The following is an 18,255-nucleotide window of genomic DNA, read 5'->3' as shown; positions in this document are numbered from 1 at the left end:
GGCTTGCCGGCGACAGGGCCCATACAGACAGCCGATCAGGAATCTCCCATATCCCTGCTGCTTGAGGTACAATTCCCGGCTATTTTTCGGCGGGCGTCCCGGCTCGCAGCCTTTTCGAGTGTTGACCCGTGAGTGATTTGAGTCATATCCGCAATTTCTCCATCATCGCCCACATCGACCATGGCAAGTCGACGCTGGCCGACCGTTTCATTCAGATGTGCGGTGGCCTGTCTGCGCGCGAAATGGAAGCTCAAGTCCTTGACTCCATGGACCTGGAGCGCGAACGCGGGATCACCATCAAGGCCCACAGCGTCACGCTTCACTACAAGGCGCAAGACGGCAAGACCTACCAGCTGAACTTCATCGACACCCCCGGCCACGTCGACTTCACCTATGAAGTCTCGCGCTCGCTGGCCGCCTGTGAAGGCGCGCTGCTGGTGGTGGACGCCGGCCAGGGCGTCGAAGCCCAGTCCGTGGCCAACTGCTACACCGCCATCGAGCAAGGCCTCGAGGTCATGCCGGTGTTGAACAAGATGGACCTGCCCCAGGCTGACCCGGACCGCGTCAAGGACGAGATCGAGAAGATCATCGGCATCGACGCTACCGACGCCGTGGCCTGCAGTGCCAAGAGCGGCATGGGCGTCGACGAGGTGCTCGAGCGCCTGGTGCACACCATCCCCGCGCCTGTTGGCGAGATCGACGCGCCGCTGCAGGCGCTGATCATCGACTCCTGGTTCGACAACTACCTGGGCGTGGTCTCGCTTGTGCGCGTGCGCCAGGGCCGGGTCAAGAAGGGCGACAAGATCCTGGTCAAGTCCACCGGCAAGGTGCACCTGGTCGACAGCGTCGGCGTCTTTACCCCGAAACACACCCAGACCGCCGACCTCAAGGCCGGTGAAGTGGGCTTCATCATCGCCAGCATCAAAGACATTCACGGTGCACCGGTCGGTGACACCCTGACCCTGTCCTCGACCCCGGAAGTCGAAGTGCTCGCAGGCTTCAAGAAGATCCAGCCACAGGTCTATGCCGGCCTGTTCCCGGTCAGCTCCGAGGATTTCGAAGACTTCCGTGACGCCCTGCAAAAGCTGACCCTCAACGATTCGTCGTTGCAGTACATGCCGGAAAGCTCCGACGCCCTGGGCTTCGGTTTCCGCTGCGGCTTCCTGGGCATGCTGCACATGGAGATCATCCAGGAGCGCCTGGAGCGCGAGTACGACCTGGACCTGATCACCACCGCTCCTAGCGTGATCTACGAGCTCGAACTCAAGACCGGCGAAACCATCATCGTCGACAACCCGTCGAAGCTGCCGGACGTCTCGGCTGTCACCGACTTCCGCGAGCCGATCGTCACCGCGACCATCCTGGTGCCGCAGGAGCACCTGGGCAACGTCATCACCCTGTGCATCGAGAAGCGTGGCGTACAGCGCGACATGCAGTTCCTTGGCAGCCAGGTGCAGGTGCGTTACGACATGCCGATGAACGAGGTGGTGCTGGACTTCTTCGACCGCCTCAAGTCGACCAGTCGCGGATACGCTTCGCTGGACTATCATTTCGATCGCTACCAGTCGGCCAACCTGGTCAAGCTGGATGTACTGATCAACGGCGACAAGGTCGATGCCCTGGCCCTGATCGTGCACCGCGACAACGCGGCCTACAAAGGCCGTGCGTTGACCGAGAAGATGAAGGAACTGATCCCTCGGCAGATGTTCGATGTGGCGATCCAGGCAGCCATTGGCGGCCAGATCATCGCGCGGACAACCGTCAAGGCGCTCAGAAAGAACGTACTGGCCAAGTGCTACGGTGGTGACGTCAGCCGTAAGAAGAAACTGCTGGAGAAGCAGAAGGCCGGTAAGAAACGCATGAAGCAGGTTGGTAACGTGGAAATTCCACAAGAAGCCTTCCTCGCCGTGCTCAGGTTGGATAGCTAGGTCCTATGTCGCTAAATTTCCCGCTGTTGCTAGTCATCGCCGTAGCCGTCTGCGGCCTGTTGGGCTTGATCGACCTGCTGTTCCTGGCCCCGCGCCGGCGAACGGCAATCGCCAACTATCAGGGTAGCGTCAGCCAGCCCGAGATGGCGGTGGTCGAGCGCCTGAACAAGGAGCCGCTGCTGGTCGAGTACGGCAAGTCGTTCTTCCCGGTGCTGTTCATCGTGCTGGTGCTGCGCTCGTTTCTGGTCGAGCCGTTCCAGATCCCTTCGGGGTCGATGAAACCGACCCTGGAAGTGGGCGACTTCATCCTGGTGAACAAGTTCTCCTATGGCATTCGCCTGCCGGTGATCGACAAGAAGGTCATCGAGGTGGGTGACCCGCAACGCGGTGATGTGATGGTGTTCCGCTACCCGAGCGACCCGAACGTCAACTACATCAAGCGTGTGGTCGGCCTGCCGGGCGACCAGATCCGCTACACCAATGACAAGCGGTTGTACGTCAATGGTCAGCCGATTGCCGAGCAACTGGTGGGCACCGAGCCAGGCACCTTGGGCAGCGCCGAGCTGTACAAGGAGAAGCTGGGCGAGGCCGAGCACCTGATCCGCAAGGAGATGAGCCGTTATCGCATGCCGCCGGACCAGCAATGGACCGTACCGGCCGGCCACTACTTCATGATGGGCGACAACCGCGACAACTCCAACGATAGCCGCTACTGGGATGATCCGAACATTCCCAAGGAACTGCACGGCATGGTTCCGGACCGGAACATTGTCGGCAAGGCCTTCGCGGTCTGGATGAGCTGGCCAGAGCCCAAGCTCAGCCACCTGCCTAACCTGTCGCGGGTCGGCCTGATCCATTGATACCCTTCGGCGCTGTCCAGCAGACAGCGCCGAATGCATTTCTGACATAGGCTGTGTTCTCAGGGATCGAGAGATGCGTCGCGTGCAGCGGCGGACCACAGCCAAACAGTCTTTCAGGATGTTGATTTGAACAACGCGTTGAACAACCAACGGGTGGCCGCATGACTGCTTCCCTTGCCACTCTGGAGCGAAAGCTCGGATACACTTTCAAGGATCAGGACCAGATGCTTCTGGCCCTGACCCATCGCAGCTACGCCGGGCGCAATAACGAGCGCCTGGAGTTTCTTGGCGACGCCATTCTCAACTTCGTGGCGGGCGAGGCGCTGTTCGAGCGCTTTCCGCAGGCCCGCGAAGGCCAGCTGTCGCGCTTGCGTGCCCGCCTGGTCAAGGGTGAAACCCTGGCCCGTCTGGCCCGGGGTTTTGACTTGGGTGAATACCTGCGTCTGGGTTCTGGTGAGCTTAAAAGCGGCGGTTTCCGCCGTGAATCGATCCTGGCCGATGCCCTGGAGGCGCTGATTGGCGCCATCTACCTGGACGCGGACATGCAGACCGCTCGCGAGCGTGTGCTGGCCTGGCTGGCCGATGAGTTCGAAAGCCTGACCCTGGTCGACACCAACAAGGACCCCAAGACCCGCCTGCAAGAGTTTCTGCAGTCGCGCAGCTGTGAGCTGCCGCGTTACGAGGTGGTGGACATCCAAGGCGAACCGCACTGCCGCACCTTCTTCGTCGAATGCGAAGTGGTTCTGCTGAACAACAAGAGCCGTGGTCAGGGTGTAAGCCGGCGTATCGCCGAGCAAGTCGCCGCCGCGGCTGCACTGATCGCCTTGGGCGTGGAGAATGGCAATGACTGATAGCAATCCGACCCGCTGCGGCTACGTGGCCATTGTCGGCCGCCCCAACGTGGGCAAGTCGACCTTGCTCAACCACATCCTCGGCCAGAAGCTGGCGATCACCTCGCGCAAGCCGCAGACCACCCGCCACAACATGCTCGGCATCAAGACCGAAGGTGATGTGCAGGCGATCTACGTCGATACGCCGGGTATGCACAAGGCCAACGACAAGGCCCTGAACCGTTACATGAACCGTAACGCTTCGGCTGCCTTGAAAGACGTCGATGTGGTGATCTTCGTGGTCGACCGCACCCGCTGGACCGACGAGGACCAGTTGGTGCTCGAGCGCGTGCAGTACGTCAGTGGCCCGGTCATCCTGGCGGTCAACAAGACCGATCGTCTGGAAGAAAAAGCCGATCTGATCCCGCACCTGCAATGGCTCCAGGAGCAACTGCCGAACGCGGAAGTGGTGCCGATCTCCGCCCAGCAGGGGCATAACCTCGAGGCACTGGAAGGGCTGATCGCCAAGCACCTGCCAGAGAACGAGCATTTCTTCCCGGAAGACCAGATTACCGACCGCAGCAGCCGTTTCCTGGCGGCCGAGCTGGTGCGCGAGAAGATCATGCGTCAGTTGGGTGCGGAGCTGCCGTACCAGATCACCGTAGAGATCGAAGAGTTCAAGCAGCAGGGGCATGTGTTGCACATCCATGCGCTGATCCTGGTCGAACGTGATGGCCAGAAGAAGATCATCATCGGTGACAAGGGCGAGCGTATCAAACGCATTGGTTCCGATGCGCGCAAAGATATGGAAGTGCTGTTCGACGCCAAGGTCATGCTCAACCTCTGGGTCAAGGTCAAGGGCGGCTGGTCCGACGATGAGCGCGCCCTGCGCTCGCTGGGCTACGGCGACCTGTAACCCCTCCAGCGGCCCGGATCTCTCCGGGCCGCTCTGCTTTCGGGCCACTCCCCATGGAACAACCAGTCGGCCAGCCGGCCTATGTGCTGCACAGTCGTGCCTACAAGGAAACCAGCGCACTGGTGGACTTCCTCACGCCGCAAGGTCGAGTGCGGGCCGTGCTGCGTCGGGCGCGGGGCAAAGGGGGCAGCCTGGTACGGCCGTTCGTGCCGCTGGAGGTGGAGCTGCGCGGGCGCGGTGAGCTGAAGAATGTCGGCCGCCTGGATGCCCTCGGTATCGCCGCCTGGCTGCATGGCGATGCACTGTTCAGCGGGCTGTACCTCAACGAGCTACTCATGCGTTTGCTCCCGGCCGAAGCCCCACACCCGGCGCTGTTCGAACACTACACCCTGACCTTGCAGGCCTTGGCCGCCGGGCGCCCACTGGAGCCGCTGCTGCGTTCCTTCGAATGGCGCCTGCTGGACGAACTCGGCTATGCGTTTTCGTTGCAGCATGACGTCAACGGGACGCCGATCGATGCCGCTGGCCGTTATCGTTTGCGCGTGGATGCCGGGCTTGAGCGGGTCGAGTTAGTGCAGCCAGGCCTGTTCCAGGGTACCGAGCTGCTGGCCCTGGCTGAAGCAGACTGGGAAGCCCCAGGTGCCTTGCTTGCTGCCAAACGGCTGATGCGCCAGGCACTGGCTGTTCACCTGGGCCCTAAACCCCTGGTCAGTCGGGAACTGTTTCGCAAGCGCTGATCCCGTCGTATGCTGTGTGGCTAAATCTTCAGGAGAGCCTTTCGTGACTCACAGCAACCGCATGCTTCTCGGCGTAAACATCGACCACGTGGCGACGCTGCGCCAGGCCCGGGGCACGCGTTACCCTGACCCGGTCAAGGCTGCCCTGGACGCCGAAGAGGCGGGTGCCGACGGCATCACCGTGCACCTGCGCGAAGACCGCCGGCACATTCAGGAACGCGACGTGGTGGTGCTCAAGGATGTGCTGCAGACGCGCATGAACTTCGAGATGGGCGTTACCGAAGAGATGATGGCATTCGCCGAGAAGATTCGCCCGGCACACATCTGCCTGGTGCCCGAGACCCGTCAGGAGCTGACCACCGAAGGCGGCCTGGACGTGGCGGGGCAGGAGGCGCGGATCAAGGCTGCCGTCGAGCGCCTGGCGCGCACCGGTGCCGAAGTGTCGCTGTTCATCGACGCCGACGAGCGCCAGATCGAAGCTTCGCGCCGCGTGGGCGCCCCGGCCATCGAACTGCATACTGGTCGTTACGCCGATGCCCAGACGCCGACCGAAGTGGCCGAAGAGCTCAAGCGGATCGCTGACGGTGTGGCCTTTGGCGTGGCCCAGGGGCTGATCGTCAATGCCGGCCACGGCCTGCATTATCACAACGTCGAGGCGGTTGCGGCGATCAAGGGCATCAATGAGCTGAACATCGGCCATGCGTTGGTGGCCCATGCGCTGTTCGTCGGCTTCAAGGCGGCGGTGGCGGAGATGAAGGCGTTGATCGTGGCGGCGTCGCGCTGATCATAGGGCCTTTGTACGCGCGGTCTTGCGTCCCTTTCGTGACGCAAGGCCGCTCCTGCACGCGGCGACATTGCCAGAGCCATCGCTAACCCGGAAATATCAGACTAAACCGGGTCGGCCCTGCCGGGCTGCTCATGACCTCAATCCGCCCCCCATGCAATTGCATGATCGATTTCACAATTGCCAGCCCCAGGCCAGTGCCACCCTCCAGCCGTGAGCGCCCAGCGCCCACGCGGTAAAAACGCTCGAACAACTGCGGCTGATGCTCTGCGGCAATGCCCACCCCCTGGTTCTCAACCCATACCCTGACATCGCCACCCTGGCGCTCGATACCCAGGTCTATGGGTTTGCCTGGCGGCGCATGCCGAAGGGCATTGCTCAACAGGTTCGACAAGGCACGCTGGAACATCAACCGATCACCCGATGCCGTGCCCCAACCGCGAATGCGCAGTTCGATATCCTTGAGCTCGGCGCTTATGGCGAACAGCTCGACCACCTGTGCCGTCTCATCGGCCAGTGCCAGGGGCTTTAGCGCCACCTGGGCCTGCGGCTGGCTGACCTGGGCGAGAAACAGCATGTCGTTGATGATGCGGTTGAGGCGGGTCAGCTCTTCGATACTGTCTTCCAGCACTTCCCGGTAATTGGCATTGTCGCGCTCACGGCTCAGGGTAACTTGAGCCTTGCCCATCAGGTTGCTCAAGGGCGTGCGCAGCTCATGGGCCAAGTCGTCGGAAAATTGCGACAGCTGGCTCACGCCCTGGTCGAGGCGGTCGAGCATCACGTTGATGCTTGTGGCCAACGCTGCCAACTCCTGCGGCAGGCCGGTAGCGGGCAAGCGGTGTTGCAGGTCCTGGGCCGATACCTGCCCGGCAATGCGCCGGAAGTGCTGCAGGGGGGCCAGCCCGCGCTGCACCAGCCACCATGCCGCAGCGCCGATCAATATCAGCAGTAAAGGCAAGACCAGCACGGTAGAACGCAGGTAAGCCTGAAGCAGTGCGTTGTCGTCGGCTCGGTCGAGCGACATCATCACCCGTACCGGGGTGTCGTCGCGCAAGCGCATCTGGCGTGTCGCAGTCAGCAACTGCTTGCCCTGGCTGTCGCGCCATTCGTGGAACGCCAGCCGCGCACCGGTCTGCAGTTCGCCCACGCGCGACTCCAGCGCCGGCCCCAGGCTGAGCAGATGCGGGTGGCGGCCTTCGAGGGCCAGCACGCTGAGGCTGAGGTTGTCGTGCCCCATCACCAGGTCAAGCAGAGGGTGGGCGCGGCTGCCCAGGTCTTCGCTGCGCAGGTCGACCCGCAGGTTGTGCTCGACCTGCAGCATCTTGCGCGCCAGGTCCTTGCGCGCGCGGCTGTCCAGTTCGTGGTCCAGGGCAACTACGGCCAGGCAGGCCAACAGCAGCACCAGCACCGCCCCCATCAGCGTGACGCCCAAGCCCAGGCGCAGCGACAGGCTGGCGTTGTTCAAAACCGTGCCTCGAGTACATAGCCGACGCCGCGCAAGGTGTGGATCAGCTTGTCATCGAAGGGGTCGTCGATCTTCGCCCGCAGGCGGCGGATCGAGACCTCGACCACATTGGTGTCACAGTCGAAGTTCATGTCCCACACCAACGAGATGATTTGCGTGCGTGACAGCACCTCGCCGGTCTGGCGCATCAGCAGGTGCAGCAAGGCGAACTCCTTGGCGGTCAGGTCGATGCGTTGCCCTGCGCGGTAAGCACGATGGCGGCCAGGGTCCAGCTCCAGGTCGGCCACGCGCAGGGTGCTGGGCTGCAGTTGCTGGTCGTTGCGGCGCAGCAGGCTACGGATTCGCGCCAGCAGCTCGGGAAACTCGAACGGCTTGAGCAAGTAGTCGTCGGCGCCCAGGTCCAGCCCTTTGACCCGGTCGGCCAGTCGGCCGTGGGCGGTCAGCATCATGATGCGCGTGGCGGATTCGGCGCGCAGTCGCTGCAGTACTGTCCAGCCATCGAGCTCGGGCAAATTGACGTCGAGGATGACCAGGTCATAGGCCTGCTGGCGGGCCAGGTGCAGGCCGTCGGTGCCGGTATGGGCGCAGTCGACCACGTAGCCGTTCTCGCGCAGGCCTTGCAGCAGGTAATCGGCGGTACGCAGCTCGTCCTCGATGATCAGTAGGCGCATAAGGGGGCTCGCAGAGGTGAAAAGGGGGCGATTCTCGACCCTGTAGTGACATCAGGGTCAAGGGGCAGGATGTTACGGCATGAGAGGGGAAGATTTGCCTGGATAACGGATTTGTAATCCGCGCGTCATGCCGCTGCCTGGCAGGGGGGCACCCGGCCACATTGCAGGACTGTAATGCCCGCCTCACCTTGGCGTTAGCTACGCCTCGCTAGGATGGCCCCATCTGAACGGTTATCACGAGGCAAGCACGATGAACCTGATCAAATACCTGCTGCTGGCAACCCTGGCCTTTGGCAGCGTCAGCGCCTATGCCGAAGGTGGCGCCGAGCGGTCCCGGCAGTTCTGGGAAGCCTTCCGTCAGGACCAGCAGCGCCTGCACGGTGATAAGCAACAGGCCGTGGTGGAACGGGAGCGCACAGCGCAGCAGAAGGCCCGCGAGGTGGCCAAGGACTGACTTTACCCACCTGCGGCGCCATCGCTCCTCGTCGCAGGGTTGTTCGGGCGCCCGTTGGGCGCCTTTTTTATTTGCGCGCTACCAGTGTCGCCCGGCGCGGCGCTGGCAGGCCTTCGATGGTGCGGCTGTGGTCGTTCGGGTCGAGGAAGTCGCTCAGCGACTGGTAGCGCATCCAATCGGTACTGCGCTGTTCGTCGATGCTGGTGACGCTGACGTCAACGCAGCGCACATCACTGAACCCGGCACGGCGCAACCAGCGCTCCAGGGCCGGCACCGAGGGCAGGTACCAGACGTTGCGCATCTGCGCGTAGCGGTCTTCTGGGACCAGAACCTGTTGCTCATCGCCTTCGACCACCAGCGTCTCCAGCACCAGTTCACCCCCTTTGACCAGGCAGTCCTTGAGCGCCAGCAAGTGCTCGATAGGGGAGCGGCGGTGGTAGAAAACGCCCATGGAAAACACGGTGTCGAAACCTTCCAGATTGGCGGGTAGCTCTTCCAGGGCGAACGGTAAATGCCAGGCTGGCAGATCGGGCAAATACTGCTGCACCGCCTGGAACTGGCAGAAGAACAGCCAGTTGGGGTCGACCCCAACCACCATGTCGGCACCGGCGCCGAGCATGCGCCACTGGTAATAACCATTGCCGCAACCGACATCGAGTACGCGCTTGCCCTTGAGGTCCAGGTGCGGGCTGACCCGCGACCATTTCCAGTCCGAACGCCATTCGGTGTCCACATGCACGCCGAACAGATCGAACGGCCCTTTGCGCCAGGGCGACAGGCCCATCAGCGCCTCACGCATCCGCGCGCGGGTGGCATCGTCGCAGTCGCAGTCCAGGCGCAGCCCGTTGACCAGGTCGATTTCGCTCGGTTGCACGGCGGGCAGGGCGTCGAGCGCGCCGCGCCAGCGGTCGAGGTCGCCGTGGCCTTTTTCCAGTTTGGCTTCCAGCTGTGCTTGCAGGCCTTGCGACCAGGAAGCCAGGGGCGTACCCGCCAGGCGGCGGACAAGGGGGGATAGATCGATCATGGCAGGGCTATCAGCGAGGCGAAATTAAGGCATTGGAACCACGGCACCACTTTCGAGAACCCGGCAGCGCGCAGGCGCGCCTTGTGGGTCTCCAGGGTGTCTGGCTTCATCACGTTTTCGATGGCGCTGCGCTTCTGGGCAATTTCCAGTTCGCTGTAGCCGTTGGCCCGTTTGAAGTCCAGGTGCAGTTCATTGAGCAGGGTCTGTTCGTCGTCGTCGGCGAAGTGCAGCTTTTCCGAGAGGATCAACGCGCCACCCGGCAACAGCGCCTGCCGAATACGGCCAAGCAGTTCGAGGCGCTGATCGGGGGCGATGAACTGCAGGGTGAAGTTCATCGCCACCACCGAGGCCGGCTCGAAGGGCAGGGCGAGGATGTCGGCTTCCAGCACGTTCACTGGCAGCAACTCCTGGAACATCGAGTCCTGGGCCGTGAGGTACTGGCGGCAGCGTTCGACCATGGCCGCAGAGTTGTCGACGGCGATTACCCGGCAACCATCATTGCGCACATGACGGCGCAGTGACTGAGTGACGGCGCCCAGCGAAGCACCCAGGTCATACAGCGTGCTGTTCGGCTGAGCGAAGCGTGCGGCCAGCACGCCGAGGTTCTCGACGATGGTCGGGTAGCCCGGCACCGAACGCTTGATCATGTCTGGGAATACGCGCACCACGTCTTCGTTGAAGGCGAAATCGGGTACCTGCTCCAGGGGGTGGGCGAAGAGGCGGTCGGGGGATCGATTCACAGCGGGCTCAAGGCAAAGGCAAACGGTATCGCATTTTAGCCAAAAGCCAAGGTGCTGACCACGGCTGTCTGTCCTACAAGGCCTGCTCGCTAATTCATACCGCCGGTGTGGATATCCAACCATTCAAGCGTACTCGGTCTTTGGCGTAACTTTGAGGTGCAGATAAAATTAACTTAAGCGGGATGTTGTCATGGAAACATTATCGAATGAAACCCAAACCGCCGGAGGTAAACCCATTGATGAATTGGACGCAAAAAGCCAGGCGACCATTTTGCCGGAGCAATACTTTACGTTTCTGGCGGGAAAGGTGGGGAGTCATTCTCAGGGGGCCGGCCTGCTGACATCTGAAAACCTGCAAGTCATTAAACGCTATGCGCGTACCGTGCGCACGTTATCCCGGCGTGAGGAAGATATCAGCGAAGAAGTCGACTATGAGGCATTGGGTATCGAGGTCAAAAGAATTTTTAATCTGAACACGTTGTTGCATCGGCACGTGGACGAATGGGACAAACTTGAACGGCAGGTCAAAGAGCTGGGGCCGGAAATCGAGATGTTCGCCGACTCCATGATAAGCCGTGGCGCCGCCTTGATCACAAGTATCGAGAAAACACCCGCTTTCAAGCGCATTGCCAGTGAAAAAGAAGCGCAAGGCAGCAATATATACACCTCCGAACTCACTGCCGAGGAGCGTAACCAAGTCCTGGCGGTCATAGAGAGGCGCTTGGGGGCGCTAATCGATGAGATCAGACAGACCCAGCAGCGTATTGGGGATGTTGATGCACGGGCGAGCTGGTTCCATAAGGAAATCGAACTCGAAATCAAACCGCAGCTGGTACGTGTCATCAAGAACATTGACGACAAGCTCAGTAACTCCAATATCAATGCGATGGTTGCCACACGCGACGAGTTGGATAGGGAAATCGAACGGTTAGGAAAGCAGTACAGTACCGAAGTCGGATACGCCTTTACCGGTTTGTTAGCGGGGCCGTTTGGCCTGATTATTACGGGAGGAATATTCGGTTCCCGGGCGGAAGACACGAGAAAGAGAAAAAATATTTTGATTAAGCAACGGGATGATCTGGCTGAGCGTTTGTCCAGTGTAGCGCCGATCATCAAGAGTTTTGAGCGCGTCAATAGTACGATCAGGGACCTGATGTTCAGAACGACCGATCTAATAAGTGCGACCCAGCGCTTGGCGGATATTTGGCTTTACTTGAACAAATTCGCGACGTCTTCGCTGGAAGAGTCAAAAAACTTGTCGACGAGCGCTGACCTGGAGGAGTTCGTGCAGGACTTTGCAGATGTCATCAGGCCTTGGGAAAGTATTGGTAATATTTGTCGCGTGTTGACGGAGCTGTTTAACAAAATCTCAAAGGAGGATAAATGAAATGTCAAATCAAACAGCCATTGCCGTGGGCAGTGCAGTGCCGGATTTCGTTGAGCTGAATCAACTGAGATACAAGGCGTTCGAGCTGTGCGATGAGTGGCAGGAGGAAGTGCTGCCGGGTGTCCAGGATCTTTGCCGGCAGTTGAAGGTTGTCATGCTCGATACCGATCGATCACTTCGGGATGCCGTGCTCAGTGGTACGGTGCTACTGGGCAATAAAGTATTCGCTCACTCCTCCGGCAAGGCGGTTGCAACGAGCAAGATCGCTGAAGTTTCCGAGAAGCAGGCAGCCCTGTGCAGCGGGCTGGCACAGAGAACCTTGCGCCTTGAACTGTTTTCATTGTCAGCAATTGACCAGCAAGTGCTACGCCTGGAGAAGTCAGTTGCCGAGCTCGAGCGGGGCATGCCCGACGAATTGCGAGTACAGGCGTTGGAGACCCAGCACGCGGACATCGTCGAAGCCATCGAGGCGTTCAATACTCCTACTGTCACCAAAGCCTTCAAGGGCCTGATCCCCAGTGAAGAGGACATTGATGCCGCTTCTGCGCTGTTCAAGGATCCGAGTGTCGACCCGAAGCTGTTGAAGTTTCTATCTCGTAAGTTGCAATCCCATCTGGACGCGCTCGAGGGCGCACAGACGTTCCATGAGTTGACCCAGGTACGCAAGCGGCTCTACGAGAAACTTCAGGAAGCCAGGCAGCTACGCGCTGACGCGCAAATGCGTAAAGACAAAACCCTGCGCGAACTGGGGGCGACCCGGGCATTGGCCGGTGTCGGTGCGATCAAGGATCAGTGGTTGCAATTGGTGCGCAAGGTCGAGGAGTACTGGCAATACTGCTCAAGCTTGCTCGCGGCAGGCATGGACAGCGACAAGGCGCTGATTGCGCTGGAGGACCTGTACCACTACCTGCAAGCGGTACAAAAGGCCTTCGAGCGAGCGTAGGCCGGTCACTGAACGGTGATTGCACAATCGAAGGTTTGCACGGGCCGCACTTCAGGGGCCCACGGCTGCTGATAGACCAACACCAAATGCCCTTCCCCAGCAGCGCGGGCTTCGAAGCGCCAGGAGGAAATGCCCGCGCTGCCAACGATACCGGCATCCTCGGGGGCGCTGTAAACCTCGGGGCCGAGGCTACGCAGTACATTCGAGGCGGGGTTCTGCACCAACCAGCGGTATCCGGTGGTGGGGTTGCTGGGCAGGGTCAGGGTCAGCGCCTGACCGACCTGCAGCCGCTTGGGGCATTCGCTTTCAGCGTCGAGTTGGACGGATTGCCTGGGCTGCTGGGCGCAGGCAGTCAGCAGGGCGAGGCTCAGGGGAACGAGCAGACGTGGGGCGGCCATGTTGGCTCCGAAGGCTGGCGATGGCCTGAGGATAACCGAACCACATGCAGATTTGTGCTACCTACCGGTATAGGCCGCTTCGCGGTTCGCGCCGCGAAGAGGCCTGCACAGAATCAAAACAGCACTTTCGCCACGTCGGCAAAGCGCTTGGCGAAATGCACCGTCAAGCCTTCGCGCAGGTAGTCGGGCAGTTCCTCGAAGTCGCCGCGGTTGGCCTCAGGCAGGATCAGCTCGAAGATCTTCTGTCGCTTGGCGGCAATCACCTTCTCACGCACACCGCCAATCGGCAGCACCTGGCCAGTGAGGGTCAGTTCACCGGTCATCGCTACGCCTTTTTTCGGCGCTTGGTCGCGTGCCAACGACAACAAGGCGCTGGCCATGGTAACCCCGGCGCTCGGGCCATCCTTGGGCGTGGCGCCCTCGGGCACGTGCAGGTGGATGAAGGCTTCGTTGAAATAGCCTGGGTCGCCACCAAACTGCTTGAGGTTGGAGCTGACGTAGCTGTAGGCGATTTCGGCGGACTCCTTCATCACATCACCCAGTTTGCCGGTCAATTTGAAACCGCGGTTGAGGGTGTGAATGCGGGTGGCTTCGATCGGCAGCGTGGCGCCGCCCATGCTGGTCCAGGCCAGGCCGGTGATCACGCCCTTGCCGGCCAGTACCTGTTCGCTGCGGAACACCGGCATGCCGAGCGCGGCCTCCAGGTCCTTGCTGCCAATCTTGAGTTTGGCATCGGGGTTTTCCAGCAACTTGACCACGGCCTTGCGCACCAGTTTGCCCAGTTGTTTTTCCAGCTGCCGCACGCCGGCCTCGCGGGCATAACCCTCGATCACGGTGCGCAGGGCACTGTCGCTGATGCTCAGGCTGGTCTTGGCCACGCCGGCCTTGTCCAGCTGCTTGGGCCACAGGTGGCGCTTGGCGATGGCCAGTTTTTCTTCGGTGATGTAGCCGGAGAGGCGGATTACTTCCATGCGGTCGAGCAAGGGCCCGGGGATCGAGTCGAGGGTGTTGGCGGTGCAGACGAACAGCACCTTGGACAGGTCCAGGCGCAGGTCGAGGTAGTGGTCGAGGAAGTCGACGTTCTGCTCGGGGTCGAGGGTTTCGAGCAGCGCCGAAGCCGGGTCGCCCTGGTAGCTCTGGCCCATCTTGTCGATCTCGTCGAGCATGATGACCGGGTTCATCACTTCTACATCTTTCAGTGCCTGCACCAGCTTGCCCGGTTGGGCGCCGATGTAGGTGCGGCGGTGGCCCTTGATTTCCGCTTCGTCGCGCATGCCACCGACACTGAAGCGGTAGAACGGCCGGCCGAGCGATTCGGCGATGGACTTGCCGATGCTGGTCTTGCCCACACCGGGCGGGCCCACCAGCAGCACGATCGAGCCGCTGATCTCGCCTTTCCAGGCACCCACGGCGAGGAATTCGAGAATGCGTTCCTTGATGTCGTCAAGGCCTGCGTGGTGTTGGTCGAGCACCTTGCGGGCGTGCTTGAGGTCGAGCTTGTCCTTGCCGTAAACGCCCCACGGCAGGGCGGTGGCCCAGTCGAGGTAGTTGCGGGTCACGGCGTATTCTGGCGAGCCGGTCTCTAGGATCGACAGCTTGCCCATCTCTTCGTCAATGCGCTTCTGGGCTTGCGCGGGCAAGGTCTTGCCTTCCAGGCGTTGCTCGAACTGTTCGAGGTCGGCGCTGCGGTCGTCTTTGGTCAGGCCCAGCTCTTGCTGGATGACCTTGAGCTGCTCCTTGAGGAAGAACTCGCGCTGGTGTTCGCCGATCTGGCGATTGACCTCGGCCGAGATCTCGTTCTGCAGGCGCGCCACCTCGACCTCTTTGCGCAGCATCGGCAGTACCTTTTCCATGCGCTTGAGCATGGGTACGCAGTCGAGTACTTCCTGCAGCTGGGTGCCGGTGGCCGAGGTCAGGGCCGCGGCAAAGTCGGTCAGCGGCGAAGGGTCGTTGGGGCTGAAGCGGTTGAGGTAGTTCTTCAGCTCTTCGCTATAAAGCGGGTTCAGCGGCAGCAGCTCTTTGATCGCATTGATCAGCGCCATGCCGTAGGCCTTGACCTCATCGGTAGGCTCGGCGGGTTGGCGAGGGTATTCCACCTCGACCAGGTAGGGCGGGCGATGGTGCTTGAGCCAGGTGCGGATGCGTACGCGGGTCAGGCCCTGGGCGACGAACTGCAGTTTGCCGTTTTCACGGCTGGCATGATGCACCTTGACCAAGGTGCCGTACTCCGGCAGCGCCGAGGTGTCGAAATGGCGGTGGTCTTCGGGCGGCGTGTCCATGAAGAACAGCGCCAGGCAGTGGTCCGGCGTCTTGGCCACTAGGTCGAGGGTCTCGGCCCAGGGCTCTTCGTTGACGATCACCGGCAACACTTGGGCGGGGAAGAACGGGCGGTTGTGGATCGGGATCACGTAGACCTTGTCCGGCAGCTGTTGGCCAGGCAGTGCGAGGGCGTGGCCGGGTACGGCCTGGGTGTCGGTATGCTCGACTTCGCTGTGTTCGTCGGGGTGTTCCGGGAAATCCTGCTGGTCGTTCATGGTGCACCTGCGTGAATGACTATGGTGCTTAGATGGGGCGCGGGGGGATGGGTTTCAAGCTTCACGTTAGAAGCTGCAAGCTCCAAAAAAAAACGGGGCCATGCAGGCCCCGCTTTCTCTTGTGGCTTGTAGCTTGCCGCTAGAAGCTTAGTCGGCGAGTTTGTAAGCGATGATGTAATCACCCATCTTGGTGCCCAGCGAGCCGTGGCCACCAGCGGTCACCAGCACATACTGCTTGCCGTCTTTGCCGCTGTAAGTCATCGGCGTGGCCTGGCCACCGGCCGGCAGGCGGGCTTTCCACAGTTCCTTGCCGTTGTTGGTGTCGTAGGCACGCAGGTACTGGTCCAGGGTGCCGCTGAGGAAGCCGACGCCGCCAGCGGTGACGATCGAACCACCCATGCTCGGTACACCCACCGGCAGGCCGATCGGCACCGGGGTGCTGTCACGGGTGGTGCCGTTCTTGTGCTTCCACACGACCTTGTTGGTGAACAGGTCGATGGCCGCGACATAGCCCCAGGCCGGTGCCTGGCACGGTACGCCCAGCGGCGACATGAACGGGTGCATGGTCACGGCATACGGTGCGCCGGTGTTCGGCTGCACGCCGCTGGTTTCGCTCTCGCGCTTGCTGCCGGCGGCCACTTGCTCGCGTGGCACCATCTTCGACACGAACGCCATGTAGTTGGGCGAGGTGAACAGCAACTGGCGCACAGGGTCGACCGACACGCTGCCCCAGTTGAACACGCCGACGTTGCCCGGATAGATCAGCGACCCCTGCTCGGACGGCGGGGTGTACTGGCCTTCGTAACGCAGTTCGCGGAACTGGATGCGGCACAGCATCTGGTCGAACGGCGTGGCACCCCACATGGCCTGTTCGGTCAGCTCAGGGCCGAGCAGGTTGAGGTCGGAGCGGGCCTGGGTTGGCGAGGTGTGGTCGCCTTTCACCGCGCCTTGTGGCGTCGGGATTTCGCGGATCGGCACGATCGGTGTGCCGTCGCGGCGGTCCAGCACATACAGGCTGCCCTGTTTGGTCGGCACGATGATCGCCGGTTTCACGCCGTCGGCGGTCTTGAGGTGGACCAGGGTCGGCTGGCTGCCGACGTCCATGTCCCACAAGTCGTGGTGGGTGAACTGGTAGTTCCAGCGGGCCTTGCCGGTGGCCAGGTCGAGGGCGACCACGCCGGCGCTGTACTTTTCGGCGCCCGGGGTGCGGTCGGCGCCCCACTGGTCTGGGGTCTGGTTGCCCAGCGGCAGGTAGATCATGCCCAGGTTTTCATCGACGCTGGCGATCGACCACATGTTGGCCGAGTTGCGGCTGTAGGTTTTGCCGGGTGCCAGTGGCTTGGTGTCGTCCGGGTTGTTGCTGTCCCAGTTCCACACCAGGTGGCCGTCGTGCACATCATAGGCGCGGATGACGCCGGACGGCTCGTTGGTCGACTCGTTGTCGGTAACATGGCCGCCGATGATCACCAGATCACGAGTAATCGCCGCAGGCGAAGTGGAGTAGTAGCCGCCAGCGGTGAACGGGCCGATACCGGTGGTCAGGTCGATCACGCCTTGGTTGGCGAAGCCTTCGCAGACCTTGCCGTTGTCGGCGTTGATGGCGATCAGGCGGGCGTCGGCGGTGGGCAGGTACAGGCGGCGCGGGCAGGCCTGGGCGACGGCCTGGCCGGCGTCGGTGATTTTCGGTGCCGGGCTGCCGTCACGGCTGACGTAGTTGTTCTCGTCATAGTACGAAACGCCACGGCAGGTCATGTGGGCGAAGCCCTTGAAGGTGCCGACCGGGCTCTTGACCTGAGGGTCGTAGCGCCAGATCTCCGCGCCGGTGTCCGGGTCCAGGGCCAGCAGCTTGCTGTGCGCGGTGCAGGCGTAGAGCATGCCGTTGACCTTCAACGGGGTGTTCTGGTTGGTCAGCTCCACCGGGTCGTTGTCGGTCGGCAGGTCGCCGGTACGGATGCGCCAGGCTTCTTCCAGGCGGTAGGCGTTCTGCGGGGTGATCTGGCGCAGTGGCGAGTAGCGGTCGCCATGCTCGGTGCGGCCGTAGGCCTGCCATTCGCCGTCGGGCATGGCGGGCGCGGCACTGGCCATCTCGCTGCTCTCGCGGCCGATTTCGCCGAACACTTCACCGGGGTGGGTGAACTGGCTACCCAGGGCACAGGCGCCAGAGGCCAGCACTGCAACGCCGAGCAGCGCGGTGTTGGCCTTGGCTGCCGGGCCAATCAGCGGGCGACGCGCCCATGGCAGCAGCAGAACCACGCCGATGGCGAACCAGATGGCCAGGCGCGGTACCAATTGCCACCAGTCAAGGCCCACTTCCAGCAATGCCCAGGCCGTGCTGCCGAGCAGCACCAGGCCATACAGCCCAAGGGCGATGCGGCGCTGGGCTAGCAGCAGGATGCCGGACAAGGCAAAGCCGATGCCTGCGATCAGGTAGTACAGCGATCCGCCCAGCTGGCTCAGCTTGATACCGCCAGCCAGCAGGGCCAGGCCCATCAGCAGCAGCAGCACGCCCAGAAGGCGCGGTAGCCAGCGGGTTCCATTCTTGGCACCTTCAGTGCTCATCGTAGGTTCTCCGTTAGGTCAAAAA

The 18,255-nt window shown here is 61.8% G+C and carries 16 protein-coding genes; 9 read left to right on the top strand and 7 right to left on the bottom strand.

The window, feature by feature from the left end:
* The first annotated feature begins 128 nt into the window (after window positions 1-128).
* The 6 genes from lepA to pdxJ all read left to right on the top strand — a co-directional run bounded on the left by lepA (window position 129) and on the right by pdxJ (window position 6,055).
* Window positions 129-1,928 carry a translation elongation factor 4 gene (gene lepA, locus LJX93_RS21395; RefSeq protein ID WP_033702712.1) on the top strand — a complete coding sequence of 600 codons (1,800 nt, stop codon included), beginning with the start codon at window positions 129-131 and terminating at the stop codon, window positions 1,926-1,928.
* A gap of 5 nt (window positions 1,929-1,933) precedes the next feature.
* Window positions 1,934-2,788 carry a signal peptidase I gene (gene lepB, locus LJX93_RS21390; protein WP_033702711.1) on the top strand — a complete coding sequence of 285 codons (855 nt, stop codon included), beginning with the start codon at window positions 1,934-1,936 and terminating at the stop codon, window positions 2,786-2,788.
* Between the two features lie 161 nt (window positions 2,789-2,949).
* Entirely contained in the window at window positions 2,950-3,639 is a 690-nt protein-coding gene (gene rnc / locus LJX93_RS21385) for a ribonuclease III (RefSeq protein ID WP_033702710.1), read from the top strand.
* Window positions 3,632-4,534, top strand: a complete 903-nt coding sequence (era, locus tag LJX93_RS21380; RefSeq protein ID WP_095064220.1) for a GTPase Era — start codon at window positions 3,632-3,634, stop codon at window positions 4,532-4,534. The genes rnc and era overlap by 8 nt, the downstream gene beginning before the upstream one ends.
* Window positions 4,535-4,587: 53 nt before the next feature.
* A complete protein-coding gene (recO, locus tag LJX93_RS21375) occupies window positions 4,588-5,271 on the top strand; it encodes a DNA repair protein RecO (protein WP_033702709.1) in 684 nt (227 codons plus the stop codon).
* A gap of 61 nt (window positions 5,272-5,332) precedes the next feature.
* On the top strand, window positions 5,333-6,055 hold the full coding sequence (gene pdxJ / locus LJX93_RS21370) for a pyridoxine 5'-phosphate synthase (protein WP_156310258.1): 723 nt from the start codon (window positions 5,333-5,335) through the stop codon (window positions 6,053-6,055).
* Between the two features lie 85 nt (window positions 6,056-6,140).
* Here the strand turns inward: pdxJ and LJX93_RS21365 are convergent, their stop codons facing one another.
* Window positions 6,141-7,520 (bottom strand): heavy metal sensor histidine kinase, encoded by a 1,380-nt coding sequence (locus LJX93_RS21365; protein ID WP_227696402.1) that lies wholly within the window; start codon window positions 7,518-7,520, stop codon window positions 6,141-6,143.
* Window positions 7,517-8,191: a heavy metal response regulator transcription factor gene (locus LJX93_RS21360; RefSeq protein ID WP_033702706.1), complete on the bottom strand. Its 675-nt coding sequence runs from the start codon at window positions 8,189-8,191 to the stop codon at window positions 7,517-7,519. The genes LJX93_RS21365 and LJX93_RS21360 overlap by 4 nt, the downstream gene beginning before the upstream one ends.
* A gap of 250 nt (window positions 8,192-8,441) precedes the next feature.
* On the opposite strand from LJX93_RS21360, the gene LJX93_RS21355 reads away from it, so the two are divergent.
* Window positions 8,442-8,645, top strand: a complete 204-nt coding sequence (locus LJX93_RS21355; RefSeq protein ID WP_033702705.1) for a hypothetical protein — start codon at window positions 8,442-8,444, stop codon at window positions 8,643-8,645.
* A 67-nt stretch (window positions 8,646-8,712) separates the two neighbouring features.
* On the opposite strand, the gene cmoB is transcribed toward LJX93_RS21355, so the two are convergent.
* On the bottom strand, window positions 8,713-9,669 hold the full coding sequence (gene cmoB / locus LJX93_RS21350; protein ID WP_033702704.1) for a tRNA 5-methoxyuridine(34)/uridine 5-oxyacetic acid(34) synthase CmoB: 957 nt from the start codon (window positions 9,667-9,669) through the stop codon (window positions 8,713-8,715).
* Window positions 9,666-10,409 carry a carboxy-S-adenosyl-L-methionine synthase CmoA gene (gene cmoA, locus LJX93_RS21345; protein WP_033702703.1) on the bottom strand — a complete coding sequence of 248 codons (744 nt, stop codon included), beginning with the start codon at window positions 10,407-10,409 and terminating at the stop codon, window positions 9,666-9,668. The genes cmoB and cmoA overlap by 4 nt, the downstream gene beginning before the upstream one ends.
* Window positions 10,410-10,599: 190 nt before the next feature.
* On the opposite strand from cmoA, the gene LJX93_RS21340 reads away from it, so the two are divergent.
* The gene (locus LJX93_RS21340) at window positions 10,600-11,796 is read left to right on the top strand and encodes an alpha-xenorhabdolysin family binary toxin subunit A (RefSeq protein ID WP_050506157.1); all 1,197 of its coding nucleotides are present in this window, start codon (window positions 10,600-10,602) and stop codon (window positions 11,794-11,796) included.
* A gap of 1 nt (window position 11,797) precedes the next feature.
* Window positions 11,798-12,739, top strand: a complete 942-nt coding sequence (locus LJX93_RS21335) for an alpha-xenorhabdolysin family binary toxin subunit B (protein WP_033702702.1) — start codon at window positions 11,798-11,800, stop codon at window positions 12,737-12,739.
* Between the two features lie 5 nt (window positions 12,740-12,744).
* On the opposite strand, the gene LJX93_RS21330 is transcribed toward LJX93_RS21335, so the two are convergent.
* The 3 genes from LJX93_RS21330 to LJX93_RS21320 form a co-directional block, all read right to left on the bottom strand.
* A complete protein-coding gene (locus LJX93_RS21330; protein ID WP_033702701.1) occupies window positions 12,745-13,137 on the bottom strand; it encodes a protease inhibitor I42 family protein in 393 nt (130 codons plus the stop codon).
* Between the two features lie 113 nt (window positions 13,138-13,250).
* A complete protein-coding gene (gene lon / locus LJX93_RS21325) occupies window positions 13,251-15,671 on the bottom strand; it encodes an endopeptidase La (RefSeq protein WP_095064223.1) in 2,421 nt (806 codons plus the stop codon).
* Between the two features lie 147 nt (window positions 15,672-15,818).
* Window positions 15,819-18,230, bottom strand: a complete 2,412-nt coding sequence (locus tag LJX93_RS21320; RefSeq protein ID WP_033702699.1) for a glucose/quinate/shikimate family membrane-bound PQQ-dependent dehydrogenase — start codon at window positions 18,228-18,230, stop codon at window positions 15,819-15,821.
* Window positions 18,231-18,255: the final 25 nt, after the last annotated feature.

The organism is Pseudomonas sp. HN2-3 (assembly GCF_020691745.1).
Lineage (GTDB): Bacteria > Pseudomonadota > Gammaproteobacteria > Pseudomonadales > Pseudomonadaceae > Aquipseudomonas > Aquipseudomonas capeferrum.
This window is presented reverse-complemented; position numbering and strand designations above follow the sequence as displayed.